The sequence below is a fragment of the Paenibacillus sp. FSL R5-0887 genome (assembly GCF_038002305.1).
In the GTDB taxonomy this organism is placed as follows: Bacteria; Bacillota; Bacilli; order Paenibacillales; family Paenibacillaceae; genus Paenibacillus_AQ; species Paenibacillus_AQ odorifer.
Genome location: NZ_JBBOCE010000001.1, coordinates 2,104,059 through 2,130,157, shown reverse-complemented (window position 1 = coordinate 2,130,157; position 26,099 = coordinate 2,104,059). Strand labels below are relative to the sequence as shown.

Here is a 26,099-nt window from a genome sequence, read left to right as displayed (position 1 = left end):
ATGGTGGGGTTTGTCTCTTTCTGATAAGAGCTTGGAGGAAACGGAAATGATCAAACGGATTCAAGCGTGGCTGAGCCGTAAAGACAGGCAACAGTCAGTCGAGATTTCACCGGATAACATTCCCCGGCATGTGGCTGTGATAATGGATGGTAATGGACGCTGGGCTAAACGGCGCGGCTTACCGCGCGTTATGGGTCATCAGAACGGCATGAAGGCTGTCAAACGTGCTACGATCGCTGCAGACGAATTAGGTATTAAATACTTAACGATGTATGCGTTCTCGACAGAAAACTGGATACGCCCGAAAGAAGAAGTCGATTACTTGATGCGTTTGCCTGGGGAGTTTCTGGCGATTGAGCTTGATGAGCTAATCGAGAAGAATGTTCAAGTACGCATGATGGGTGATGCTGACGCTTTACCTTCATATACCCGTAAGGCTATGGAAGAGGCGGTAGCTCGAACAAAAGAGAATACTGGATTGATCTTAAATTTTGCTCTTAACTATGGTGGACGCAATGAAATAGAAGGCTGTATGCGCAGCTTAGGGAAAGATATCCAAGCTGGTATATTGTCGCCAGAAGAAATTACATCAGAGTTGATTAACAACAGACTATTAACTGCTGGTTTACCCGATCCTGATTTGCTGATACGTACAAGCGGAGAAATTCGGCTTAGCAATTTTATGTTATGGCAGGTTGCCTATAGTGAACTGTGGTTTACTGATGTGTACTGGCCTGAGTTCGACAAAGAGCATTTGCATCAGGCCGTTGCTGAATATCAACGACGAACACGCCGTTATGGTGGACTGAAGTAGCTTGTTAGGAGATGGAACCTTTGAAGCAGCGATTGATTACCGGAATTGTTGCCGGAGTATTATTTTTAGGGTTATGTGTACTGGGAAACTGGCCGTATCAGGTTCTGCTTATTGCTATGGCTCTTATAGGTTTTTATGAATTTGTCAAAATGATAGGTATTCCTACGCTTTCCGGTACTACTGTTCTGGGTTACGCAGCTATTCTAAGCTTCATGATCCCATGGAATTTGCTTGGTGTTAATGAGCCGTTGTCCTGGGAGCAAGGGATTTGGATTCTGCTGTTATTGTTCCTTCTGGTCACCGTTTTTACTAAAAATAAATTAGATATTCGAGTAACAGCCTTGCTGTTTACTGGTATTGTATACATTGGAATGGGCTTCTCTTATATGGCCGTGGCTCGTGCATCGGATGACGGACATGGTTTGTTCTGGACTTTTTTGCTCCTGTTCTGCATTTGGGGCAGTGATGCGGGGGCATATTTTGTAGGCAGAAGCTTTGGCAAGAACAAGCTCTGGCCGGCCATCAGTCCTAACAAAACGGTGGAAGGTGCTGTTGGCGGGGTACTGATCTCGATGCTTATTTCTATCGTGTTTGCGCTGCTTGCTCCTGAATACTTGACGATAGGACGAGCATTGCTTATTGGGCTTTCTTGTGCGATATTAGGACAGCTTGGAGATCTTGTGCAGTCAGCTTATAAACGTGCGTATGGCATTAAAGACTCAGGTACACTTTTGCCAGGGCATGGCGGTATTCTTGATCGATGTGACAGCTGGATTATCGTATTTCCATTCGTACATATTGTAATGCTTATGCCTTACTATTAAACGAAGGGAGAGAGAGTATAACTATGAAAAAAATAAGTGTTCTAGGTTCGACGGGTTCGATCGGCACTCAGACTCTAGATGTCATCGCAATGCACCCAGACTCTTTTGAAGTAGATGGCTTGGCGGCCGGAACAAATACAACATTATTACTGGAGCAAGTTCGTCGTTTTAACCCGCGTAGAGTCTCTGTGGCAACGAAAGAGCTGGCAGATGAGATTAGATCCAGCCTACCTTCTGGTATAGAGCTTTACAGCGGGAATGAAGGGCTTGTTGAAGTGGCGGCTGGCGGCGATGCCGAAATGGTCGTAACGGCTGTTATGGGAAGCGTAGGGCTTCAATCAACACTAGCGGCAATTGAAGCTGGCAAACATATTGGACTCGCCAATAAGGAGACATTAGTAACGGCCGGACATTTGGTCACTGATCTCGCTAATCGTAAGGGAGTTAAGCTGTTGCCGATTGATAGTGAGCATTCAGCTATTTATCAATGTCTCAATGGCGAGAACATCTCAGATATTGCCTACATCACTTTAACAGCATCCGGCGGCTCATTCCGTGACTTTACGCGTGATCAGCTTAAGGATGTGACGGTAGAAGATGCGCTTCGTCATCCGAATTGGAGCATGGGCGCGAAAATAACGATAGATTCTGCTACAATGGTGAACAAGGGCCTAGAGGTTATTGAAGCACATTGGTTATTCGGTCTTCCGTATGAACAAGTGAATGTGCTGCTGCACCCGGAGAGCATCATTCACTCTTATGTTGAATTCCGTGACAGCAGTATTATTGCCCAGCTTGGCAATCCCGATATGCGTGTCCCGATTCAATATGCACTTACTTATCCAGCTCGTTGGGAATCTCCGGCACAGCGGTTGTCGTTAGCTGAGATAGGACGTTTGACCTTCCGTGAAATGGACTTTGAACGTTACCCTGCACTGAAGCTAGCGATAGATTGTGGAAAAGCTGGTGGAACGGCGACTACAGCTTTTAATGCTGCGAACGAAATAGCTGTTGCTCGATTCTTGAGTCATGAGATCTCGTTCCTGCGTATTGAGGAGATTATCGGAGAAGTGCTAGATCGTCATAATAACGAGCATAATCCGAATCTGGAACAAATTGAATCCTGTGATAGACGTGTTCGAGAACTGGCAGCTACGCTGTAGAACGTAGAAAGATATCCTTTTCAAAATATAAGAAAGTATAAGTTTCACTTTATACATTATCCTTATATTTCTCGCGTAAACGCGTACCGTCTCCTTAAGGGACACCGATGGCGTTATTGCTTGAATGGAAATACTTACTTTGCCCTAAAAATAGGTTGGGACAGTTGATTCTCTTGTGCCTGATCGGAGAATAATGATAAATTAAGAGGACATACTTCGGTCTTACACCTAAAGGGGGATGATACGTTTGGAAATGGTTCAGGTCGTTTTTTTAACGGTGCTCATGTTTTTTGTACTTGTGACTGTACACGAATGGGGTCACTATTATTTTGCCAAACGCGCCGGTATTCTCGTGAGGGAATTTGCTATCGGTTTCGGTCCGAAACTGTTTTCTTATAAACGGAATGAGACTCAGTTCACTCTTCGCTTACTGCCTTTTGGCGGTTATGCCCGCATGGCTGGTGAAGATCCTGAGATTGTCGAGATAGGTTCTGGACAGACCATTGCGGTAAGGCTCGGACAAGACAATAAAGTTAAAAACATTTATCTGGATGCACTAGACACCCGTAGAAATGTTATCCGTGGTGAGGCGCTGAATACCGATCTCGAGGATAAATTGCAGATTACCTTAGATGTGGACGGAGAAGTTACAACTTATGATGTTCATCCGCAAGCGATGATGATTAAAGGAACGCAACAGACACAAATTGCACCTAAAGATCGTCAATTCGGCAGCAAGACCGTGGGTCAGCGTGCGTTGGCTATTGTTGCGGGTCCTGTGATGAACTTTCTGTTAGCCTTTGTACTCTTCGCCATCCATTTGCAAATGGTCGGTATTCAAGTTGAAAATCCTACTTTTGTTAAGATTGGCGACGTCTCCGAAGGAATGCCTGCGCAAGAAGCAGGACTCCAAAAGGGCGACATCATTGTCTCCATCAATGGTGAGAAGATCGGTGCTGATTACCAAAAAATGATTAGCTTGACCTCGGAGTCCAAAGGGAAAGAAATGAACTGGACGCTGCAGCGGGGAGAGGAAACCCTTAACGTTACGCTAGTTCCTCGTAGTATGGAAGGGCAAGAAGGCGGTAAAATAGGCATCACTCCTGAGCTGCCTACTCGTAAAGCTGGTTTTGGCGAGACGATAACAGGTTCAGGAAAAGCTATGGTCGATACGACAGAAGCTATCTTTTTGGGCTTTAAACAATTGATCAATAAATTCAATATGGATGATATTGGAGGTCCGGTTCGTACGTTTGAGGTAACCGGTCAAATTGCTCAACAAGGTATTCAGTATCTTACATACTGGGCCGCTATTTTGAGTCTATATCTGGGGATATTTAACCTCTTGCCGATTCCGGCACTCGATGGAAGCCGTCTGGCATTCCTAGGTGTAGAGGCACTGCGTGGCAAACCTGTGGATCCGGGTCATGAAGGCATGGTTCACTTTGTAGGTTTTGCACTGCTATTTTTATTAATGATTGCTGTTACGTATAATGATATTTTACGTTTGATCAGCGGCTAATTTTCTTCGGGAGGCATTCCATTACATGGCAAAAGATAAACAATTCGTTACGGAAATCACGCCGCAAAGCGAGGATTTCTCACGCTGGTATATTGATGTTATTAAAAAAGGAGACTTGATGGATTACTCTCCTGTTCGTGGCTGTATTGTATTTAAGCCAGAAGGCTATGAAATATGGGAGCATATTCAGGAGGAAATGAACCGTCGACTCAAGGAAACTGGGCATCGAAACGCTTATTTTCCAGTGTTCATTCCAGAGAGTTTCTTTCAGAAGGAAAAGGATCACATTGAAGGCTTTAATCCAGAGCTGCCATGGGTAACAGAAGCGGGTGGTGACGTACTTGAGGAACGTCTCGCAGTTCGTCCTACTTCAGAGACCATGTTTGGCCACATGTACTCCAAATGGATTCAATCTTATCGTGACCTTCCTGTACTTATCAATCAATGGGCGAACGTGGTTCGTTGGGAGAAACGTACATTGCCATTTATCCGCACTACTGAGTTTCTTTGGCAAGAAGGGCATACCGCGCATGAGAATGAAGCGGAAGCTCGTGAAGAAACTATGCGGATGCTGGATAACTACCGTGATTTTGTCGAGACCTATCTTGCCATTCCGGTTATTACCGGACAAAAGACACCTTCCGAGCGTTTTGCCGGTGCGGTAGATACTTATTCTATTGAAGCGATGATGAAGGATGGACGCGCTGTTCAGGCTGCTACTTCACATTACCTTGGCACCAAGTTTGCCACAGCTTTTGAGATTCAATATTTAAGCCGTGACAATAATTTGGAGTATGTACACACTACTTCATGGGGCTCAACCACTCGCTTGATTGGCTCCTTGATTATGGTACATGGAGATGACCGCGGTCTTGTTCTGCCGCCTAAGGTAGCTCCAACGCAAGTTATTATGATTCCTATCGGACCTCCTAAGACCCGCGAAGCTGTGATTGGGCGGACGGACGAGCTGTTTAAGGAATTGAAGAATGCTGGCGTTCGTGTACGAGTAGATGATCGTTCAGATGTTACCCCAGGCTGGAAGTTTAATGAATATGAAATGCGTGGAGTGCCAGTACGTTTGGAGCTTGGACCACGCGATATGGAGAATGGCGTCTGCGTTCTCGTCTCACGTGTCACTGGTGAGAAGAAGGTTATTCAACAGGAAAACCTCGTAGAAGAGGTTCAAACAATGCTTGAACAGGTTCACAATGAAATGTTCGAACGTGCGCTGAAATTCCGTGAGGACCATTTCTATTCTGTAGATTCCTTGGAGGAAATGAAAGCTTCGATGGACGAAAAACGTGGATTTGCTCTAGCGGGATGGTGTGGTTCCGAAGAATGCGAGTCCAAAGTTAAGGAAGAGACAGGTGCGGGTAGCCGCAATATTCCTTTTGATCCAGCGGAGACTAAGCAAGTCTGCATTTGCTGTGGCCAACCAGCCAAGCATACTGTGGTTTTTGCAAAGGCGTATTAATCATTAGGCACCGATCAACAGTCTTGTAGTATTTTAATTTAGCTTCTGGCGAAAGGAGTCGGCGGGCCGTAAGAACCCAATGCTTTTTGAAACCAGAAGCTTTTTAAAATATAAGAATTTATAGGAATTCGCTATAAATTATCCTTATATTTTACGAGAAACAGTTGTCGTCTTTAAAAGGCGACTACATCGTTTCTTCTTATCATATTGTACTTTCACTGTATATCATGGATAGTTTTAACTGGGTTATTAAAGGTGGGAGGAAAGCATGGAACAAAACCAGGAGAGAAGAAAAAGGTTCGAGCTCTTGATGAAGCAGGGTGAAATTCCGCCTGCAATCATGGACCCCTACTTTTTGGACGGGTATATAGAACGTGTTGAGATCAGTCGCGGTAATCGGGACTGGCAAATCATTATTGCGAAAGAAAGTCTGGTTCCAGCACAGGTATATCGGACATTTTGCCTTAGAATGCGTGAGAAGCTACAGCATATAGCTAAAGTAAGCTTTTTGTTCCTATATGATGAGAAGGTTAGTAGAGCGGAGCTTGTCCAGGAATATTGGGGACTGTTTCTGGAGTGGGTGCATCGGGAGATTCCATCGGTGAACGGCTGGCTGACCCGCTCCTCACAGGAGCTTAAAGAGGATACTTTAATGTTAACGATGAGTGATTCCACCTCGATGGAGCTGGCTCGCAAAAAAGGCATCGATGGAGCAATTATTAAATTTTATGAAAAGTATTTCGGTCTCTCCTTAAAAGTTAAATTACTAATGGCGGAGAACGAAAATAATAATGTTGAAGCATTCGAAGAATTTCAGCAAAAGCTTCAGCAAGAACAACGCGAGATCGTTGAGCAGATGATGACTGCTGTGGAAACAGAAGCTCCTGCTGATGATAGCGATCCTAATGAAGTAATTAAGCTTCAAGTGGGGTATGAAATTAAGGAACAGGCCGTGCCGATTCTTGAAATTCAAGATGAAGAGAAGAAAATTACAATTCAGGGTACCATTTTTGGTCTGGATCGTAAGGAGCTTCGCAATGGCAGTACCTTGTTCACTTTCAGTCTGACCGATTTTACGGATTCTCTACAAATGAAGATGTTCGCGAAGACTAAAGATGATCTGAAGGTTATGAGTCAGCTAGCTAATGGCAAATGGGTAAGAGCACGCGGGAAAGTAGAATATGACCGTTTTATGCAGATTCCTGAGCTCGTGATGATCCCTTCAGATTTAACGGAAGTTAAGGCACCGCCTGCGCGTAAAGATACAGCTCCTAAGAAACGGGTGGAATTCCACCTTCACACTACGATGAGTACGATGGATGCGGTCACTCCGATCACTACCTATGTCAAAACAGCTGCCCAGTGGGGGCATCCTGCGATTGCGATTTCTGATCATGGCGGCGTTCAGGCTTTTCCTGATGCAAACCATGCAGCTCATAAGCATAAGATAAAAATGATTTATGGCGTGGAAGCTAATGTTGTAAATGACTCTGTAAATATTGTCGAGAACGCTCAGCCTTTGGACTTGAAGACAGCTACCTATGTAGTGTTTGATATAGAAACCACGGGTTTATCGATTACCCGCAATAATATTACGGAGCTGGCGGCCATTAAAATGTGCGAAGGCAAAGAAGTAGACCGTTATTCTACTTTTGTTAATCCGCATGAGAAAATCCCTTATCATATTCAGCAATTGACCAATATTACGGATGAAATGGTTAAGGATGCTCCTGATCTTGAGCCAGTACTGCGTAAGTTTGTTGAATTTGTGGGTGATAGTATCCTTGTAGCTCATAACGCCAGATTTGATATGGGTTTTATTCAGGCCTCGTTACGTAAAATAGGTGAACCTGTGCTTCCGAATCCATCTCTTGATACGCTTGAGCTCGCGCGGTTACTATATCCAAGCATGAAGAATCACAGGCTGAACACATTAGCCGATAAATATAAAGTTCTTCTGGAAAGCCATCACCGTGCGATTGATGATACCATAGCACTCGGCGGTATATTAACAGGATTGCTCGCAGATGCTGAAAAGATGAAGGGCATGACCCGCCTTGATCGACTAAACGATTATGTGGGTAATGATCTTTCGAACACACGACCGTTCCACTGTAATATTTATGCACTAAATCAAATAGGGAAAAAGAATCTCTATAAGCTCATTTCCATGTCACATACGGAATATTTCAAACGTGTACCTTGTATTCCAAAATCCAAGCTGGAAGAGCATAGAGATGGACTGCTAGTGATTTCCGGTTGTGAACGTGGAGAGTTTTTTGAAGCAGTACTCAACAAAACGACTGAGGAAGCCATGGAGGTTGCTCATTTTTATGATGTGCTGGAGATTCAGCCATTGACCATGTACATGCACTTGGTGGACAAGGGCTTTGTAGCAGGCCCTGATGAGCTTCGCGATGTAGTCCGGAAGGTTTGCGAAATAGGGGAACAGTTGAATAAACCTGTTATCGCAACGGGGAATGTACATTATCTTGAACCCCGGGACAAGCTGTATCGTGATATTACGATTAATGGGATCACGGGCTTTAGTCCGCTTAAAGACCAACGCAAACCGGATGCACACTTCCGCACAACAGATGAAATGCTGTCTGAATTCGAATTTCTTGGTGCTGAAAAAGCGATGGAAGTCGTTGTCACAAATACAGTTGAGCTGGCGGAGCGTTTTGAAGAACTGGAGCTATTTCCAGATAAGCTATTTACACCAATTATTGACGGGGCGGACGAAGAAATTCGCGAGACCTGCTACAATACTGCCAAATCCATTTACGGTGAAGAGCTGCCTGAGGTAGTTATTGCCCGTTTGGAGAAAGAGCTTGCACCGATTATTAAATACGGGTTCTCTGCCAACTATTTGATTTCTGAACGTCTCGTTAAAAAGTCAAATCAGGATGGGTATCTCGTAGGCTCGCGGGGTTCCGTAGGTTCATCTGTAGTAGCTACATTTCTAGGAATTTCAGAAGTTAATCCTTTGCCTGCACATTATATTTGCCTAAACCCCGAGTGTCGCCATAATGAATGGTTCCTGGACGGTAGTGTGCGGAGCGGATTCGATTTACCAGATAAAGTCTGCCCGGATTGCGGTCAGAAGCTCAAAGGTGAAGGCCAGGATATTCCGTTCGAGACCTTCCTTGGATTTAAGGGGGATAAAGTCCCCGATATCGATTTGAACTTCTCAGGGGAATATCAGCCGAATGCACATAACTTTACCAAAGAAATGTTTGGTGAGAAAAATGTATTCCGTGCCGGAACGATTGGTACCGTAGCTGAGAAGACAGCCTTCGGATTTGCAAAAAAATACGAAGAACTTCACCAGAAACGTTGGCGTGGAGCTGAAGTTGGCCGTCTGGCGGCTGGCTGTACAGGCGTTAAACGTAGTACGGGACAGCATCCGGGTGGTATAGTCGTTGTTCCAGACTATATGGAGGTAGAAGATATTACGCCAGTACAATTCCCGGCGGATGATGTCAATGCTGAATGGAAGACCACACACTTTGATTATCACGCTTTTGACGCGAATTTGCTGAAGCTTGATATTCTGGGTCATGATGATCCGACGATGATGCGTATGCTTCAGGATTTGACAGGTGTTGATCCAACTTCTATCCCGATGAATGATCCGAAAGTAATGAGCATGTTTAACTCTACAGATGCACTTGGAGTAAGACCTGACGAAATCAGATCACCGGTTGCGACCTATGGTGTGCCCGAAATGGGTACCAAGTTCGTACGTCAAATGCTTATTGAGTCGAAGCCGTCCAGCTTTGCTGACTTACTGCAAATATCAGGTTTGTCTCATGGTACTGGAGTTTGGCTTGGTAACGCTCAAGAGCTTATAAAGAATAACACTTGTAACATTAAGACCGTTATCGGTTGTCGTGATGACATCATGCTCTTCTTAATTTATAAAGCGGGAATGGATGCGAGCTTGGCCTTTAAAATTACCGAGAGTGTTCGTAAAGGTAAAGGTTTGTCTGACGAATGGATCGAGGAAATGAAAAAGTGCAAGGTCCCACAATGGTATATTGATTCTTGTCTAAAGATTCAATACATGTTCCCGAAGGCGCATGCTGCTGCATACGTAATTTCTGCAGTGCGTACCGCCTACTTCAAGCTGTATCATCCTATTGAATATTATGCGACTTATTTCTCTGTACGTGCAGCAGATTTTGATATTGAATTGTGCTGTAAGGGGTATGAAGCCATCAGCCGTCAGATCGTAGAAATTGAGCAAAAAGGATTTCAAGCTTTGCCTAAGGAAAAGGCTATGTTGCCTGTCCTTGAGATGGCTTTGGAGATGACGGCACGTGGGTTTACATTCAAAAACATTGATCTTTACCGCTCAGAAGCGAATAAGTTTATTGTTGATGACAAGAGTTTGATCCCTCCGTTTTCTGCTTTAGCGGGAATTGGTGAGAATGCTGCTATCAACATAGCTGCTGCGAAAGATGCTGGCGAGTTCCTGTCTATTGAAGATTTCCAGCAGAAATCAAAGGCAAGTAAGACGGTTATTGAGCTGCTGACCGGCATGGGCTGCTTCCGCGGCTTACCGGAAAGCAATCAACTTTCCCTATTTTAAAGGCTTTAACAACACTTATTTCATGGCTAGAAAAGAGTGCTCCAAAGGGGGAGTCAAGGGCTAGCACTTGTCAGTCCAGTTTCCCTATGGTATAATTTCTTTGGTAATAATGAGATAAGTCCGTTGTGTAAAGAGTGGGGAAACCCACTCTTTATCTTTGGTATATAGCAAAAGACAAGTTCGTGGAGGTAATTTTCTTTTGAGCACACCCAAATCTAAAATTAAACAAACGGTAGAGCAGATGCTCGGGCCCTATCTCGACGACAATGGTTTCGAACTGGTGGACGTTGAATACGTGAAGGAAGGCTCCAATTGGTTTCTGCGTATATTCGTAGATAAAGAAGGCGGCATTGATATTGATGACTGCGGGATCATTAGCGAATATTTCAGTCAGAAGTTAGATGAGAATGATCCTATTCCTGAGGCATATTTCCTTGAGGTTTCCTCGCCGGGAGCAGAGCGTCCTCTCAAAAAAGCTTCGGATGTAGCTAAAGCGGTAGGTAAGGACGTGTATGTGACTGTTTATGAGCCGATTCAAGGACTCAAAGAATTTGAAGGTCGTTTGCTCTCGTTCGAGAACGAGGAACTGCTCATCTCCGCGGGCAAAAAAGAACATGTAGTACCGTACGCCAAGGTCGCAAGTGCGAGATTGGCCATTATTTTTTAACGTCTTGAAAGGGGGGCCGGAAATTCATGAGTATGGAGTTTATTGAAGCAATGAATGAGCTGGAGAGGGAGAGAGGCATCAGTAAAGATGTGCTGTTTGAAGCGATTGAAGCGGCGCTGATCTCTAGTTATAAACGTAATTTCAATGCAGCACAGAACGTGCGTGTTGACATGAATCGCAATACAGGTGTCATTAAAGTGTTTGCCCGCAAGTTAATTGTTGAGGAGGTCCTGGATACAAGGACTGAAATCTCATTGCCGGCAGCCAGAGAAATTAACCCGCATTTCCAGCTGGAAGATATCGCTGAGCTTGAAGTGACACCGCGTGATTTTGGACGTATTGCCGCACAGACTGCTAAGCAGGTTGTAACTCAACGAATTCGCGAGGCAGAGCGTGGACTTATCTATAATGCTTTTATCGACAAAGAAGATGATATCGTTACTGGACTAGTTCAACGTCAAGATATGCGGAACATTTACATTGATCTTGGTAAAATCGAAGCGGTTCTTCCGCTTAGCGAATTGATGCCAGGTGAAAAGTTCAAACAAAGCGAACGCATCAAGGCTTATATCACAAAAGTTGAGAATACAACAAAAGGTCCGCAGATTATGCTCTCCCGCAGTCATCCTGGATTACTGAAGCGTCTGTTCGAGCTTGAAGTTCCTGAAATATTTGACGGTGTAGTTGAGATTCGTTCTGTAGCTCGTGAAGCTGGCTTCCGCTCGAAGATTGCTGTGTATTCCCGCAATCCAGAAGTAGATCCCGTTGGTTCTTGCGTAGGTCCAAGAGGCACACGCGTTCAGACCATCGTTACTGAGCTTCGCGGTGAGAAGATCGATATCGTCCGTTATTCTGATCTGGTGCAGGAATATGTTGCGAATGCACTTAGCCCTTCAAAGGTTCTTGAAGTTCAAGTCTTTGAAACGGAGAAGATGGCGAGAGTTATCGTTCCTGACTATCAATTGTCACTGGCTATCGGTATTAAAGGGCAAAATGCACGTCTTGCCGCTAAACTTACCGGCTGGAAGATTGATATCAAGAGTGAAACTCAAGCGGAGCAGGAATACGGCAGACCGAAATCTTCTATTGATGAAATGCATCAGGATTCCGTCTCCATAGATTAATTAACCTGCTTGACGGGAGGCGTTTGTAATGAAACAAAAAAAGGTGCCGCTGCGTAAATGCGTTGCTACCCAAGAGATGATGCCTAAAAAAGAGCTGATTCGTGTGGTAAGAACGCCTGAAGGTGAAGTGCTGATTGATCTGACGGGCAAGAAGTCAGGCCGTGGTGCTTACATATGCGGCAAGCTTGAATGCTTTCAGCTGGCACAAAAGAACAAAGCACTTGACCGTGCATTGAAATGTCAAGTGAGTCCTGAAATCTACGCCCAGCTAGCCCGGGAGTTTACTTCCGTGGAAGAGCAGTTTCTAGCAGCAAAGGATAGTGAGGATAATGAGTAAGGCGCTTTCTTATTTAGGGCTTGCCATGAGAGCAGGCAAGATAGTCACCGGTGACGAGGCTGTACTCAAAGCTGTACGGTCTTCAGAGGCGAAGCTGGTCGTTCTGGCAGGTGACGCTTCAGATAATACCCAAAAAAAGTTCCGTGATAAATGCGGAACTTACGATATTCCACTAGTAATCGCATTTCACCGGGATGAACTCGGTGCAAGTATTGGTAAAGACCAGCGCGTAGTACTGGCCATTACGGATAAAGGATTCGCGGAAATGATCTCCAAGCAACTCGGAGATACTGTCGGAGGTGGATTTATTGACTAAAGAAGAGAACAAAGATAAATTGCGCGTGTACGAATACGCCAAGTCACTAAACATGAGCAGTAAAGAAATTATTACTATTCTGAAGCGTTTGAATGTCCCTGTGAATAATCATATGAGTGTCATGGAGAATGGATCCGTGAACAAAGTTGAACAGTTCTTTAAGGATATCAAATCAAACGCTGCAGCCAAGCGGGATACCGGCACCAGCAGCCGGCCGGTAACAACCGGTGCGGTAACAGCCGAACCTCAAAGTGCTCAGAATGCCAACAAAAATCAACAGGAAAAGCAGGTAGGTATGAACAGTAACCAAAACAACAACCAATCGACGACGTCCCCAAGGCCCCAAAGCGGACAAGATTCCCGCAGAACACAAACAGGTTCAACGCAGAATGCACGTCCGCAACAAAGCGGTGCTCCACGTACTAACAGTACTAGCAGCAGCCGCCCGCAAGGCAGCACTACTGGCGGCAATCGCCCACAAGGTAGCAATACCGGTGGCAGCCGTCCGCAAAGCAGTAATACTGGCGGCAACCGTCCACAAGGTAGCAATACTGGTGGCAGCCGTCCGCAAGGCAGCAATACTGGTGGTAGCCGCCCACAAGGCAGCAACACTGGTGGAAGCCGTCCACAAGGCAGCAACACAAGTGGCAGCCGTCCGCAAGGACAAAGCAGTGCACCACGCACTGACAGCCGTCCACAAGGTCAATCTGGCACAGGCGGAGGTTTCACACGCGGTGATGACAGAGGTCCTAAAAAGAACACAACTGGTGGCAGACCGAATAATAATCAAAGACGTTTCGATGATGGTAAAGGTGGTAACTACCGCGGTCGTGGTGGTAAGAATGGCCGTGGCAAGAACCAGCCAATGGTACACCGCGAGAAGATCGATAACACACCTAAGAAAATCATCGTTCGTGGCAGCATGACCGTTGGTGAAACAGCGAAATTGCTTCACAAGGATGCTTCTGAAGTAATCAAAAAGCTGATTTCGATGGGTGTTATGGCTACCATCAACCAAGAACTTGATATCGACACCATTTTGCTACTCGCTGCTGAATTTGGCGTAGAAGTAGAAGTGAAGATTCCTGTTGACGAGGACAGCTTCGAAACAGTGGAAGAGAATGACAATGAAGAGGATCTTCAGACTCGTCCTCCAGTAGTTACTATTATGGGTCACGTTGACCATGGTAAAACTACACTACTTGATGCTATTCGTTCGACCAATGTGACGCTAGGCGAAGCCGGCGGAATCACTCAGCACATCGGTGCTTATCAAGTCGAAATCAACCAAAAGAAAATCACGTTCCTTGATACACCTGGTCACGAAGCATTTACTGCTATGCGTGCTCGTGGTGCACAGGTTACGGATATGACAATTATCGTAGTAGCTGCTGATGACGGTGTTATGCCTCAGACCGTTGAAGCTATTGCACACGCTAAGGCTGCTGGACTTCCGATTATTGTCGCTGTTAATAAAATCGACAAACCGGGTGCAGATCCTGATAAGGTGAAGCAAGAGCTTACAAGTTATGAACTTGTTCCTGAAGAGTGGGGTGGAGATACCATCTTCGTTAACCTCTCTGCGAAACAACGTATTAACTTGGAAGAACTGCTGGAAATGATCCTGCTCGTAGCTGAAGTTAATGAGTACAAAGCGAACCCTGACAAACGGGCACGCGGTACTGTTATAGAAGCTGAGCTTGATAAATCCCGTGGACCAGTTGCTCGTATACTCGTTCAGAACGGTACGTTGAAAGTCGGCGATGCCTTTGTAGCAGGTAACTGCTTCGGACGTGTACGTGCGATGGTCAATGATAAAGGTCGTAAGATCAAAGAAGCTGGACCATCTACTCCAGTAGAAATTACTGGTTTGACTGAGGTGCCACAAGCTGGCGATCCGTTTATGGCTTTTGAAGACGAGCGTAAAGCGCGTGCGATTGCTGATAGACGTTCTACTTCCCAACGTCAATCTGAGCTGAATACGAACACCCGTGTAACTTTGGATGATCTGTTCCAGCACATTAAAGATGGCGAGATCAAAGACCTTAACGTGATTATCAAAGCTGACGTACAAGGTTCAGTCGAGGCGCTTAAAGGATCCTTGGCTAAGATCGAAGTGGAAGGCGTGCGCGTGAAGATCATTCACAGCGGTGCTGGTGCGATTACTGAATCCGATATTACGCTTGCAGCAGCATCGAATGCTATCGTTATCGGCTTTAACGTTCGTCCAGACGCACAGACCAAAGCAGCTGCTGAGCAAGAAAAAGTAGATGTTCGTCTGCACAACATTATCTACAATGTAATTGAAGAAATCGAAAGTGCCATGAAAGGTATGCTCGATCCTATCTATAAAGAGAATGTTATCGGTCACGCCGAAGTTCGCAGCGTGTTCAAAATCAGCAAAGTGGGTACCATTGCAGGATGTATGGTTACTTCCGGTAAAATTACCCGTAATGCTGAAATGCGCTTGATCCGTAGCGGAATCGTAGTGTTCACAGGTAAGGTTGATACTTTGAAACGTTTCAAAGATGATGCCAAAGAAGTGGCGCAAGGTTATGAATGTGGCATAACTTTGGAACGCTATAATGACGTCCAAGAGGGCGACATTATCGAAGCGTTTCTTATGGAAACTGTAGAGCGCTAAGCGAAGAGGTGAATATAGATGTCTAAAATTAGAGCAGGACGAGTGGGCGAGCAGATCAAGAAAGAGCTTAGTCAACTTATCCAAAGCGGTCTGAAAGACCCTCGAATCGGTTTTGTAACTGTAACTGGCGTAGACGTGACTAACGATCTATCGCAAGCCAAGGTATACCTAAGCGTGTTCGGGGATGAAGAGCAGAAGTCAGACTCGCTTAAAGCGATTGAGAAAGCCAATGGTTTTCTTCGCTCAGAGCTTGGCAAGGCCATTCGCCTTCGGCATACACCGGAGCTGATCTTCAAGTTCGACGAATCTGTCGCTTATGGCAGTCATATTGAGAAGCTTCTTGGAGAGCTTCATAAGAACGATTAGAAATAAGTGATTAAAGTGGGGTTCAAAATAGCGTTATGCTATTTTGAACAACCTTTAAAAAGGAGACGGCGAATGCAGAGCTATGAACAAAGTCTCCAGCAGACCCGTGAGTTTCTGCTGGAACACGACGATTACCTTGTAGTGTCGCATGTTCAGCCGGACGGAGATGCAGTCAGCTCCACCCTTGCGGTGGGCTGGCTTCTCTCATGTCTGGGCAAAAAATATACTATGCTGAATGAAGGACCGATCCCGAAGCGAATGGAATACCTATGGCATTCGGATGAAATCATCAATATGGCCTCTAGTGAACCGCCCCGTCAATACAGCAACGTCATCTGTGTGGATTGTGCGGATTTTCAGCGAGTAGGGCTGACAAATCGCTATTTTGCGAATGAGGCTTTTATCCTGAACATTGATCACCATCCAACAAATAACGGTTATGGATTCGTTAATTTAATCAAACCGGATGCAGCTGCGACAGCGGAAATTTTGTTCGACCTGCTGAAGACATTCGAGATCGAATGGGATATTGATATCGCCACAGCTATATATACGGGTCTGTTAACAGATACCGGTGGTTTTCGTTATACCAACACATCACCAAAAGTAATGGCAGCTGTATCTGAGCTATTATCCCTTGGGGTTAACGGTCCTGAACTCGCTGAGACATTGCTTGAAGAAATGACGCTGCCACAGGTTAAAATATTAAATAAAGCCTTAAATACGCTGGAATTATCTCCTGAAGGAGATATTGCCTGGCTATATGTTACACCCGAGCATATGATCGAATGTGCTGCTGCTAATGAAGATTTGGAAGGAATCGTAAACTACCCTCGTAATATTCGGGGCGTGGAAGTAGGCATTCTTTTTAAAGTTATTCACGAACATGCGGTCAAGGTTAGCCTGCGTTCTGCCGGTAAAGTTGACGTGGCTGCATTGGCGCAAACGTTTGGAGGCGGCGGTCATACCCGTGCTGCAGGTGCGCGTATAGAAGCTACGCTTGAAGAGGCAATAGCTCAGGTGCTTGAGGAGGTAAGACGTCATTTATGAGTGAATTAGAAGGTGTTCTGGCGGTTTATAAACCGGCAGGCTTCACTTCACATGATGTTGTAGCCAAGGCACGTCGGATTCTCGGCATGAAACGAATTGGTCATACGGGGACACTAGATCCCCAAGTGACTGGTGTATTGCCGCTTTGTCTGGGACGTGCGACTCGCGTTGTGGAGTATATTCAGGAGCTGCCCAAAGAATATGTGGCAACACTGAGACTGGGGATGTCCAGTGATACTGAAGACTTAACTGGAACCATTACGGAAACTGTTGATGAGGTTCATGTAACTGAGGAAGAGATTCTTGCAGTGCTTGCCTCTTTCAAAGGCGTAATTTCTCAGGTTCCTCCCATGTACTCTGCGGTGAAAGTCGACGGCAAACGTCTTTATGAATTGGCTAGAGAAGGCAAAACCGTTGAACGGAAAAGTCGCGAAGTAGAGATTTATGAAATCGAAATGACGGATATGACTTGGGAAGGTAATCATCCCGACATCACTTTCCGGGTATTATGCTCCAAAGGCACGTATATTCGTACACTTTGTGTAGATATCGGTCGTGCGCTTGGACTGCCGGGTGTAATGGTGAAGCTGGAGAGAACAATGTCGGCAGGAATTTCTGCCAGCCATTGCTTATCCCTTGAGGATATTGCCGCGCACAAGGAAGCCGGAACATTGGAAGATCATTTAATCGCTGCTGATGAGGCAATTTCGCATTTGCCTAAGCATACCGTTATGGATGAGAAGAAGAAGGCAGCACTGCAGGGTCAACGTTTGTCTTCGCGGTTCATTGCTCCAGAAGTGAAGACAACAGGTCAAATTCGGCTATACGATCTTCAGGGATTGTTTCTTGGCATTTATGAGCTGGAAGAGACAGGTGCTATTGCCCCAGTAAAGGTGTTTGCACAAGCTTAAATCAATTTTACCAAGTGAATTGTAGGTGAGAAACAGCGTGAGAACCGTAACGTTAACCTATCCGATGTCGCCGGAGACTGCTGCCGAATGGGCACAACCTCAAGTGGCTGCTCTAGGGCAGTTTGACGGCCTGCATCGTGGACATGCCAGCGTCATTACATCCGCTGTAGCCTTAGCCCGTAAACAAGGTGTGCCGGCTGCAGTCCTTACATTTCATCCTCATCCCAAAGATGTTATGGGTAAGGGAGATTATGAAGGGTACTTGACGCCACCCTTTGAAAAGCAAGAGATTCTTGCCAGCATGGGTGTCGATATCCTGTATGTTGTTGAATTTAATGAGCAGCTTTCCCGGGTTAGTCCACAGAATTTTGTCTCTGTTATGCTTTTACCGCTACATATTGTAACAGCAGTTGTTGGCTTTGACTTTCGCTTTGGCTACCAAGGTGAAGGCGATGTTGAGATGCTTCGCAAACTGGGTGAAGGTGTTATGAATGTGGAAGTTGCTCCTCCTTTTCTGCTTGAAGGTGAAAAGGTTAGCAGCTCCGGCATTCGTAAAAGTCTCCAAAATGGAGATCTGGGGCTGGCAAACTCCTGGTTCGGACGTTGCTATCATCTGCGTGGTGAAGTGGGGCATGGTGAGAAGAGAGGCCGCACAATTGGTTTTCCAACTGCCAATTTGAAGCTCAGTGATCATTTTGTCATTCCGACCAAAGGTGTATATGCGGTCCGAGTCTTTTATAAGGATAAAGTTCTGTACGGGGTTATGAATGTGGGTGTTAAACCAACCTTTCATGAGGGTGTGTTAACTCCGAGCTTTGAGGTTCATCTTTTTGACTTCGAGGGTGACCTGTATGATCAAGAGCTTAAGGTAGAATTGGTAGCTTACATTCGTCCAGAACGGAAGTTTGACTCCATTGGAGCATTGATTACTCAGATTGGCGAGGATGCAGAAACCGCGAAGAAGATTCTGGAGTATAATTTATAGTCATCCCGGACAAGCCGTTTACTTTTGTTAATGGAGATGCTATACTAAGTAACGTTGCTGGCTTACAGCATCATAACCTTAGCTTGGTTGCACGTTCTCACCGACGGTGACGAGGCTAGTGGCGATTATATTGAAGGAGGTGAACAGGATGGCATTAACTCAAGAACGTAAACATCAATTGATCGACGAGCACAAAACTCACGAATCCGATACTGGATCCCCTGAGGTGCAAGTTGCTATCCTAACGGAGAACATCGTTAATTTGACTGACCACTTGCGTACGCACAAGAAAGATCATCACTCCCGTCGTGGATTGTTGAAAATGGTTGGACAACGTCGTAAACTTCTGGCGTATTTGAAAAACAAAGACATCAGACGTTACAGCGCCCTGATCGAAAGACTGGGATTGCGTCGTTAATTTTCCATAAGATTACTCTTAAAGCAGCCTGGTTGTATACCGTATGTCCTTCTCGGAGCGACAGCGGGACAGCTGGGTTGCTTTTTGAAAATTTAGGGAAAACTTAATATTAGGATCGATGAGATTATTCGCAAAAACGGCGACTTTACTTTTCAGTAAGGCCCAGCCGTTTCTTCTTATATGCATACAGAATAGGCAGCCTCCTTTGGGACAAGCCTTTCCAATTCATTTAGATCGATATGTGAACCTGCTATTTTAGACTGCGGGTCTACTACTATTCAAGGAGGTATTTATGGAAAAACGTGTAGAAATGCAGCTGGGTGGAAGACGCCTTGTGCTGGAAACGGGCCGCCTGGCTAAACAAGCAAACGCAGCCGTTATGGTGCGTTACGGGGATACTTCGGTATTATGTACCGTTACGGCTTCAAAAGAGCCTAAGGATCTGGATTTTTTCCCGCTTACAGTTAACTATGAGGAAAGATTATATGCGGTAGGTAAAATTCCTGGCGGATTTATTAAACGGGAAGGTAGACCGAGTGAGAAAGCGATTCTGTCAAGCCGTTTGACAGACCGTCCAATCAGACCACTATTCCCTGAAGGATTCCGTAACGATGTTCAGGTATTGAACATGGTAATGAGTGTGGATCAGGACTGCGCACCAGATATTGCTGCTATGATCGGTACTTCAGCTGCACTTAGTATTTCCGATGTGCCTTTTGATGGACCCATCGGCGGCGTTGCTGTAGGTCGGATTAATGGAGAGTTCGTGATCAATCCGGATATGTCTCAGCAAGCAATCAGTGATGTTTATGTGGTGGTTGCTGGAACGAAGGATGCAATCATGATGGTTGAAGCAGAAGCGAACGAAGTGACGGAAGATGTGATGCTCGAAGCGATTATGTTCGGTCATGATGAAATCCGCAAGATCGTTGCAACCATTGATGAACTGGTTAAAGTGGCTGGTAAAGAAAAAATGGCTGTGAAGCTGCATACAGTGAATGCTGACGTGAATACTGAGGTCCGTGCATTTGCTGAGGCTCGTCTGGTGGAAGCCGTTAAAATAGCTGAAAAACATGCGCGTCAGGAAGCGATTGATGTCGTTAATGATGAAGCGGTTGCGTATTTCGTAGAGAAGTACATAGAAGCACCGGAGCTTCTGAAAGATGTTAAAGAAGTCCTACATGATATCGTGAAGGATGAAGTAAGACGTCTAATCACACATGATAAGGTTCGTCCAGATGGACGTAAACTTGATGAAATCCGTCCGATTGAATGTGATACAAGTCTGTTACCGCGTACACACGGTTCCGGTCTGTTTACACGTGGACAAACACAAATCCTTAGCGTTTGTACTCTTGGGGCACTAGGTGATGTGCAAATTCTTGACGGAATCGATCCTACTGAAACGAAACGTTTCATGCACCATTACAACTTCCCGCCGTTCAGCGTAGGGGAAGCTCGTCCGCTTAGAGCACCAGGACGCCGTGAAATCGGTCATGGAGCACTTGGAGAACGTGCATTATCCAAGGTTATTCCTAGTGAAACTGAATTCCCGTACACGATTCGTCTAGTATCAGAAGCGATTGAATCTAACGGTTCTACTTCCCAGGCAAGTATCTGTGCCAGCATTCTGGCTATGATGGACGCTGGTGTGCCAATCAAAGCACCTGTAGCCGGCGTAGCAATGGGTCTGATCAAAGACGGAGAGCATGTCTCCATCCTGACGGATATTCAAGGTATGGAAGATCATCTCGGAGATATGGACTTCAAGGTAGCTGGTACAGCAGAAGGTGTTACAGCTATTCAAATGGACATTAAGATTGCCGGTATCGACCGCAAAATTCTTCAGGATGCACTTCAGCAGGCTAAAGAAGGCCGTCTGTTCATCTTGGACAAAATGAATGAAGCGATCTCTGCGCCAAGACCTAATCTGTCCAAATATGCTCCAAAAATCATTATTATCAACATCAATCCGGACAAAATCCGTGATGTTATCGGTGCTGGCGGTAAGATTATCAATAAAATTATTGAAGAAACCGGCGTAAAAATCGACATCGAACAAGATGGCCGTGTCTTTATCGGTTCTTCAGATGAAGAAATGATCCAAAAGGCGCGTTCGATTATCGAAGGACTTGTGCGTGAAGTACAAGTTGGAGAAATCTATGTGGGTACAGTTAGACGTATTGAGAAATTTGGAGCATTTGTTGAACTAATTCCGGGTAAAGACGGATTGGTACACATTTCCCAATTGTCTACTGAGCGCGTAGCTAAGGTTGAAGATGTTGTAGCTGTCGGGGATACAATTACCGTTAAAGTTACCGAAATCGACCAACAAGGCCGGGTTAACCTGTCGCGTAAAGCGGTATTGACTTCGGAAACTGGAGCTAAAGCTTAAGTTTCGATTGTAGAGGTACCTTTTCTAAAGTACCTAATAGCATAATAAAAGGAGACAGAAGCGATTGCGTTCTGGCTCTTTTTTTATATGAAATAAAGTAATGTGCATCACTATCACGCCTCTGGCCTCTGTTCTTATGACATAAATTCCTCTCTTGTCTCATAGATTGGGACAAAGTGTCTTTGTATTCGTGTGGAACGGACTACAAGTCGTTTCTACCGGGGAGGAAGTCGTCATGAAGACGGAAAAAGTGGCTTTAGTGGTTGCTTGTATTGCGATCGTGATAGGAATTGGCAGCACTCAGGGACCGGTAAAGGACATGCTTGCGCAATTGAAGCCGCAGGATGACCTAGCTGTGTGGAAGGATATTTCTAAGGCGGAGAACAATGATCTTCGGGCACGGATTGAGACCGCCGCAGCCAAGCTTAATGCCCCTCCAGTGAATGCTGTGGTTGATCGGGTATGGAAGGCGATTCCGGGTTATAACGGGCTTGAAATTGATGTAGAGAGTACATATCGGAATGCTCTTTTGGCACCAAAAGAACCTATAAAATTTGTGTATCGGCAGATCGAACCACAGATATCCCTGAATCAACTGGGGGCTGAACCCATATATCGTGGGAATCCGGCTAAGCCGATGGTATCGCTGATGATTAATGTGGCGTGGGGAAATGAGTACATTGTGCCAATGTTGGATGTTTTGGATGAAGAGAACGTTAAAGTTACGTTTTTTCTGGATGGGAGCTGGCTGAGTAAAAACCCGGAACTGGCTAAAGAAATGCTAAAACGCGGTCATGAGATGGAGAATCACGCTTATACCCACCCTAATATGAGTACTTTAAGTCGTGCACGAGCTACTGTAGAAATTGAGAAGACACAAAAGCTGTTAAAGGAATCGCTTGGAGTCACTAATAAATGGTTCGCCCCCCCTTCTGGTGATTTCGATCAGGAGACGGTAGAAATTGCAGGCAGCTTAGGGCTCAAAACCGTACTATGGACCGTAGATACCGTAGATTGGCGAAATCCGTCTCCTGAATCTGTGGTTGCCAAAATCACAAGCAAAGCGGAACCCGGCACTCTAGTCCTAATGCATCCCACAGCCGCATCCTCCAAAGCTCTGAAGGCCATGATACGTGGAATCAAAGCAAAAGGGTTACAGCTAGGCACAGTAAGTCAAACGCTCTCAGCAGAGCGGCTAATCCCCTCTAATGTTGAGTGAGAGATGTATTTCTGGTAGGATTATAGGCACGTGTAATTAAATTAGATAGAACATGGCTATTAGCCAGGAGGACTTGAAGTGGAAAAAATAGTGTTATCCAATGGTTTACGAGTGGTAATGGAGAAAATCCCGACCGGCCGGTCCGTTTCTTTCGGAATCTGGGTAAAGACAGGCTCTCGGAATGAACATCCTGGAAACAACGGGATATCCCATTTTGTAGAACATATGCTTTTTAAAGGTACGGATCGGTACAGCGCCAAGGATATTGCTGAGCAGTTTGACGCCATCGGCGGCAATGTAAATGCGTTTACCTCAAAGGAATATACATGTTATTATGCTAAAGTATTGGATGAGCATCTGCCTATCGCTGTAGATGTGTTAGCGGATATGTTCTTCCGTTCACGGATGGACGCTGAAGAGCTGGAGAAAGAAAAAAATGTCATCCTTGAGGAAATTTCCATGTGCGAGGACACGCCGGATGATCTTGTGCATGATTTGATGTGTGCTGCTGCCTACAAGGACCATCCGCTTGCGTATTCCATCCTTGGCTTGAAGGAACGGCTAATGGAAATGAAGCCGGATGATCTTCGGGCGTATATGAAGGAACAATACACGATTGAGAATACGGTTATAAGCGTTGCCGGCAACATTAGTGATGGATTGATTGAACTGCTGGAACAGCATTTTGGTTCTTTTGATAATCATGGTACAAGTGCGCCGCTGACTCCACCAGATTACTATGGAGAGCTCTTATTTCACCGCAAGAAAACAGAGCAGAATCACATCTGTCTTTCCTTACCAGGTGTCCGTTCTGGCGATCCCTTGCAGTATGCTATGGTGCTGATTAATAATGCCGTAGGCGGAGGGATGAGCTCCCGCATGTTCCAGGAAATTCGTGAAAAGCGCGGATTAGCTTATTCGGTGTATTCCTATCACAGCTCCCAGGCAGATTCTGGTCTGTTTACGGTCTATGCTGGAACAGCGCCCAAGCAAACAAAGGATGTCATGGAGTTAATCAAGGAAATGATGTACGAACTTGCTACCAACGGCCTCAGTGAAGATGAGCTGAGAAAAGGTAAGGAGCAGCTTAAAGGCAGCCTCATCCTTAGTCTCGAAAGCACTAGCAGCCGAATGAACCGTATCGGAAAAAATGAACTTATGCTCGGAAGACATAATACATTGGACGATATGATCGCCAAAATTCAGCTAGTGACGATGGACAATATCAACAGTGTGCTGGACCATATGTTCGCGGAGCCGCTTTCTTTAGCGATGGTAGGCTCATCAGATAAAGCTATTGCAAATGTTAGGAGAGATGATCTTGTCTTATTACGTACAAATCAATAAACTTGCTGGAAACGAGGATGTAAATCTTCCTTGTAAAATGTCGGAGCAAGCTTCCGGTTATGATCTTTATGCTGCCGTTGCGGGTGAAATTGTACTTGCACCAGGAGAGCGGGCATTAATTCCAACAGGGATTTCACTGGCTATGCCAGAGGGGCTTGAAGCGCAGATCCGTCCGCGTAGTGGACTGGCCTTGAAGCACGGGATTACCTGCTTGAATACACCTGGAACTATAGACGCCGATTACCGCGGAGAGATCAAAGTGCTCTTGATCAATCTGGGGCAGGAGCCTTTTGCTATCGCTCGCAATGAGCGGATTGCCCAAATGGTATTTCAAGCCGTTCCAGTGGTTAATTTGGTGGAAGTGGAAGAGTTGTCCGAAACTCAACGCGGAGCCGGAGGCTTTGGCCATACTGGCAAGTAAGATTGTTGTTACAATTCATTTAAAAAGCTTACGAATTCATGCCCAAGGCATGATTCGTGAGCTTTTTTTATTATGCAGAGTTAATTATCCAAAACTTTAATTTCTTCGATTGTTATGCAACTAACTCCGATTCCCCCATCGAATAAACTCAGCATTTTCATTGGCGCTCTGCCACTACTCTAACCCTACCGTCAAAGTAAAGACGAAGCCCCTATCGGACCCCAGTGCTCTTATTTATAACAATTCTGCTTAATTCGGCTGTTTTCGGACCCTAGTGTCACTATTTGATCAATAACACCTGTTAACGAACCTATTTACATCGAATAAGAGCTCTCCAGTCCGAAACTCCTCCTAAAAGGCAAAAAATACACAAATAGTTGCATCTCGGTCCTTAACTCATCAGCCGTAACCCGTAACCCGTAACCCGTAACCCGTAACCCGTAACCCGTAACCCGTAACCCGTAACCCGTAACCCGTAACCCGTAACCCATTAGTTCATCATCAGCCTTGCGTGCCGGGGATTTCATTTCCGCTCTTCACCCATTAACTATGCCCAGCATAAGATGCTTTATAGTCGATAGTGTATGTTGAAAGGAGCGTCATCCCTATGCTTACTGGCGTCAGGATCGTGTTCCTGGGCGGGGACGCGAGACAGCTTGAAGTGATTCGGAAATGTGTGGAATTGGATGCGACGGTAAGCGCTGCCGGGTTCGATAAGTGGGAGGCCCCTAGCCCAGGGGTGAGCCTGGAACAATTGACGGTAGAGCTGCTGAGTAATGCAGATGTATTAGTGTTGCCTACGGTAGGCTGTGATGATGAAGGAAATATTAGTGCTCTATTTTCTTCTGAGCGTTTAACGATTCTGGAGGAGCATTTCACTGCGCTGCCATCCGATTGTTTAGTGTATACCGGTATGGCTAAAAGTTACTTGCGCGGGATGTGTACCAAGCACTCACTGAAGTTAATCGAACTGCTTAATCGTGATGATGTGGCTATTTACAACTCTATCCCGACAGCGGAGGGAGCGCTGGTAATGGCCATTCAGAACACGGATTTTACAATTCACAGCTCGAAGTCAATGGTGCTGGGTTTAGGTAGAACTGGATTTACAATGGCTCGAAGTCTACAGGGACTGGGGGCCAGTGTAAAGGTTGGTGTCAGAAAACAAGAACATTATGCACGTGCTGAGGAAATGGGCTGGAAGCCTTTTATGACCAATGAGCTGCTGCTTCACGTACCGGATGTGGATCTTATATTTAACACGATACCAAGTATGATCATCACCGCGCAGGTGCTCTCGCGGCTTGCGCCGCATTGCGTAATTATTGATCTGGCATCTGCACCAGGCGGCTGTGACTTTCGTTATGCTGAGAAACGTGGGATTAAGGCGATGCTGGCTCCAGGACTCCCTGGCATTGTAGCTCCAAAAAGCGCTGGGATTATTATGGCAAATGCGCTGGTACAGTCGATTTCGGACGAGGCTTTAATCAAGGGGGACGAATAAA

22 protein-coding genes are annotated in these 26,099 nt (G+C 45.5%); 21 read left to right on the top strand and 1 reads right to left on the bottom strand.

The genetic code is table 11. The features are described 5' to 3' along the window. The first annotated feature begins 46 nt into the window (after positions 1–46). From MKY14_RS09500 to dut, 20 genes are all read left to right on the top strand, one after another. Positions 47–814: an isoprenyl transferase gene (locus MKY14_RS09500; RefSeq protein WP_076127834.1), complete on the top strand. Its 768-nt coding sequence runs from the start codon at positions 47–49 to the stop codon at positions 812–814. A 20-nt stretch (positions 815–834) separates the two neighbouring features. Continuing rightward, entirely contained in the window at positions 835–1,638 is an 804-nt protein-coding gene (locus tag MKY14_RS09495; RefSeq protein ID WP_248548835.1) for a phosphatidate cytidylyltransferase, read from the top strand. A gap of 23 nt (positions 1,639–1,661) precedes the next feature. Continuing rightward, on the top strand, positions 1,662–2,801 hold the full coding sequence (locus tag MKY14_RS09490; RefSeq protein ID WP_076190901.1) for a 1-deoxy-D-xylulose-5-phosphate reductoisomerase: 1,140 nt from the start codon (positions 1,662–1,664) through the stop codon (positions 2,799–2,801). 247 nt (positions 2,802–3,048) lie between these two features. Continuing rightward, positions 3,049–4,323 (top strand): RIP metalloprotease RseP, encoded by a 1,275-nt coding sequence (gene rseP / locus MKY14_RS09485; RefSeq protein WP_076127839.1) that lies wholly within the window; start codon positions 3,049–3,051, stop codon positions 4,321–4,323. Between the two features lie 25 nt (positions 4,324–4,348). Beyond that, on the top strand, positions 4,349–5,797 hold the full coding sequence (proS, locus tag MKY14_RS09480; RefSeq protein ID WP_036688477.1) for a proline--tRNA ligase: 1,449 nt from the start codon (positions 4,349–4,351) through the stop codon (positions 5,795–5,797). Between the two features lie 268 nt (positions 5,798–6,065). Next, positions 6,066–10,394, top strand: a complete 4,329-nt coding sequence (locus MKY14_RS09475; protein ID WP_248548834.1) for a PolC-type DNA polymerase III — start codon at positions 6,066–6,068, stop codon at positions 10,392–10,394. Between the two features lie 199 nt (positions 10,395–10,593). Next, positions 10,594–11,061: a ribosome maturation factor RimP gene (gene rimP, locus MKY14_RS09470; RefSeq protein WP_076182620.1), complete on the top strand. Its 468-nt coding sequence runs from the start codon at positions 10,594–10,596 to the stop codon at positions 11,059–11,061. 26 nt (positions 11,062–11,087) lie between these two features. After that, positions 11,088–12,185, top strand: coding sequence for a transcription termination factor NusA (nusA, locus tag MKY14_RS09465; RefSeq protein WP_076182615.1), 1,098 nt, complete (start codon positions 11,088–11,090; stop codon positions 12,183–12,185). Positions 12,186–12,213: 28 nt separating this feature from the next. Further along, complete coding sequence (gene rnpM / locus MKY14_RS09460; RefSeq protein WP_036688467.1) at positions 12,214–12,522, top strand: RNase P modulator RnpM; 309 nt, start codon at positions 12,214–12,216, stop codon at positions 12,520–12,522. Continuing rightward, on the top strand, positions 12,515–12,838 hold the full coding sequence (locus MKY14_RS09455) for a YlxQ family RNA-binding protein (protein ID WP_036688466.1): 324 nt from the start codon (positions 12,515–12,517) through the stop codon (positions 12,836–12,838). The genes rnpM and MKY14_RS09455 overlap by 8 nt, the downstream gene beginning before the upstream one ends. Then, positions 12,831–15,482 (top strand): translation initiation factor IF-2, encoded by a 2,652-nt coding sequence (gene infB / locus MKY14_RS09450; protein WP_076309717.1) that lies wholly within the window; start codon positions 12,831–12,833, stop codon positions 15,480–15,482. The genes MKY14_RS09455 and infB overlap by 8 nt, the downstream gene beginning before the upstream one ends. 18 nt (positions 15,483–15,500) lie before the next feature. Beyond that, positions 15,501–15,848, top strand: a complete 348-nt coding sequence (gene rbfA / locus MKY14_RS09445) for a 30S ribosome-binding factor RbfA (RefSeq protein WP_076127845.1) — start codon at positions 15,501–15,503, stop codon at positions 15,846–15,848. 72 nt (positions 15,849–15,920) lie between these two features. Continuing rightward, the gene (locus MKY14_RS09440; protein ID WP_340010502.1) at positions 15,921–16,898 is read left to right on the top strand and encodes a DHH family phosphoesterase; all 978 of its coding nucleotides are present in this window, start codon (positions 15,921–15,923) and stop codon (positions 16,896–16,898) included. Further along, entirely contained in the window at positions 16,895–17,809 is a 915-nt protein-coding gene (gene truB / locus MKY14_RS09435) for a tRNA pseudouridine(55) synthase TruB (RefSeq protein WP_076127847.1), read from the top strand. Before MKY14_RS09440 ends, truB begins: the two co-directional genes overlap by 4 nt. Positions 17,810–17,846: 37 nt before the next feature. After that, the gene (locus tag MKY14_RS09430; protein WP_076127848.1) at positions 17,847–18,794 is read left to right on the top strand and encodes a bifunctional riboflavin kinase/FAD synthetase; all 948 of its coding nucleotides are present in this window, start codon (positions 17,847–17,849) and stop codon (positions 18,792–18,794) included. A 148-nt stretch (positions 18,795–18,942) separates the two neighbouring features. Next, positions 18,943–19,212 (top strand): 30S ribosomal protein S15, encoded by a 270-nt coding sequence (gene rpsO / locus MKY14_RS09425; protein ID WP_036656390.1) that lies wholly within the window; start codon positions 18,943–18,945, stop codon positions 19,210–19,212. A gap of 292 nt (positions 19,213–19,504) precedes the next feature. Next, complete coding sequence (gene pnp, locus MKY14_RS09420) at positions 19,505–21,607, top strand: polyribonucleotide nucleotidyltransferase (RefSeq protein WP_340976370.1); 2,103 nt, start codon at positions 19,505–19,507, stop codon at positions 21,605–21,607. A gap of 235 nt (positions 21,608–21,842) precedes the next feature. Then, entirely contained in the window at positions 21,843–22,826 is a 984-nt protein-coding gene (locus tag MKY14_RS09415; RefSeq protein WP_076182607.1) for a polysaccharide deacetylase family protein, read from the top strand. Positions 22,827–22,904: 78 nt separating this feature from the next. Then, entirely contained in the window at positions 22,905–24,173 is a 1,269-nt protein-coding gene (locus tag MKY14_RS09410; protein ID WP_036688449.1) for a M16 family metallopeptidase, read from the top strand. After that, positions 24,148–24,594 (top strand): dUTP diphosphatase, encoded by a 447-nt coding sequence (gene dut, locus MKY14_RS09405; protein WP_172628834.1) that lies wholly within the window; start codon positions 24,148–24,150, stop codon positions 24,592–24,594. Before MKY14_RS09410 ends, dut begins: the two co-directional genes overlap by 26 nt. Before the next feature lie 314 nt (positions 24,595–24,908). On the opposite strand, the gene MKY14_RS09400 is transcribed toward dut, so the two are convergent. Continuing rightward, the gene (locus MKY14_RS09400; protein ID WP_340976368.1) at positions 24,909–25,121 is read right to left on the bottom strand and encodes a hypothetical protein; all 213 of its coding nucleotides are present in this window, start codon (positions 25,119–25,121) and stop codon (positions 24,909–24,911) included. An 80-nt stretch (positions 25,122–25,201) separates the two neighbouring features. Here MKY14_RS09400 and dpsA point away from each other — a divergent pair, with 80 nt between their 5' ends. Beyond that, positions 25,202–26,098: a dipicolinate synthase subunit DpsA gene (dpsA, locus tag MKY14_RS09395; protein WP_076182605.1), complete on the top strand. Its 897-nt coding sequence runs from the start codon at positions 25,202–25,204 to the stop codon at positions 26,096–26,098. Position 26,099: the final 1 nt, after the last annotated feature.

Coding starts and splice junctions, on each gene's coding strand:
- nusA (WP_076182615.1), top strand. CDS start 11,088: ATGAGTATGGAGTTTATTGAAGCAATGAATGAGCTGGAGAGGGAGAGA.
- MKY14_RS09475 (WP_248548834.1), top strand. CDS start 6,066: ATGGAACAAAACCAGGAGAGAAGAAAAAGGTTCGAGCTCTTGATGAAG.
- rnpM (WP_036688467.1), top strand. CDS start 12,214: ATGAAACAAAAAAAGGTGCCGCTGCGTAAATGCGTTGCTACCCAAGAG.
- MKY14_RS09415 (WP_076182607.1), top strand. CDS start 21,843: ATGAAGACGGAAAAAGTGGCTTTAGTGGTTGCTTGTATTGCGATCGTG.
- MKY14_RS09400 (WP_340976368.1), bottom strand. CDS start 25,121: ATGAAATCCCCGGCACGCAAGGCTGATGATGAACTAATGGGTTACGGG.
- MKY14_RS09440 (WP_340010502.1), top strand. CDS start 15,921: ATGCAGAGCTATGAACAAAGTCTCCAGCAGACCCGTGAGTTTCTGCTG.
- dpsA (WP_076182605.1), top strand. CDS start 25,202: ATGCTTACTGGCGTCAGGATCGTGTTCCTGGGCGGGGACGCGAGACAG.
- truB (WP_076127847.1), top strand. CDS start 16,895: ATGAGTGAATTAGAAGGTGTTCTGGCGGTTTATAAACCGGCAGGCTTC.
- MKY14_RS09500 (WP_076127834.1), top strand. CDS start 47: ATGATCAAACGGATTCAAGCGTGGCTGAGCCGTAAAGACAGGCAACAG.
- pnp (WP_340976370.1), top strand. CDS start 19,505: ATGGAAAAACGTGTAGAAATGCAGCTGGGTGGAAGACGCCTTGTGCTG.
- MKY14_RS09455 (WP_036688466.1), top strand. CDS start 12,515: ATGAGTAAGGCGCTTTCTTATTTAGGGCTTGCCATGAGAGCAGGCAAG.
- rpsO (WP_036656390.1), top strand. CDS start 18,943: ATGGCATTAACTCAAGAACGTAAACATCAATTGATCGACGAGCACAAA.
- MKY14_RS09490 (WP_076190901.1), top strand. CDS start 1,662: ATGAAAAAAATAAGTGTTCTAGGTTCGACGGGTTCGATCGGCACTCAG.
- rbfA (WP_076127845.1), top strand. CDS start 15,501: ATGTCTAAAATTAGAGCAGGACGAGTGGGCGAGCAGATCAAGAAAGAG.
- proS (WP_036688477.1), top strand. CDS start 4,349: ATGGCAAAAGATAAACAATTCGTTACGGAAATCACGCCGCAAAGCGAG.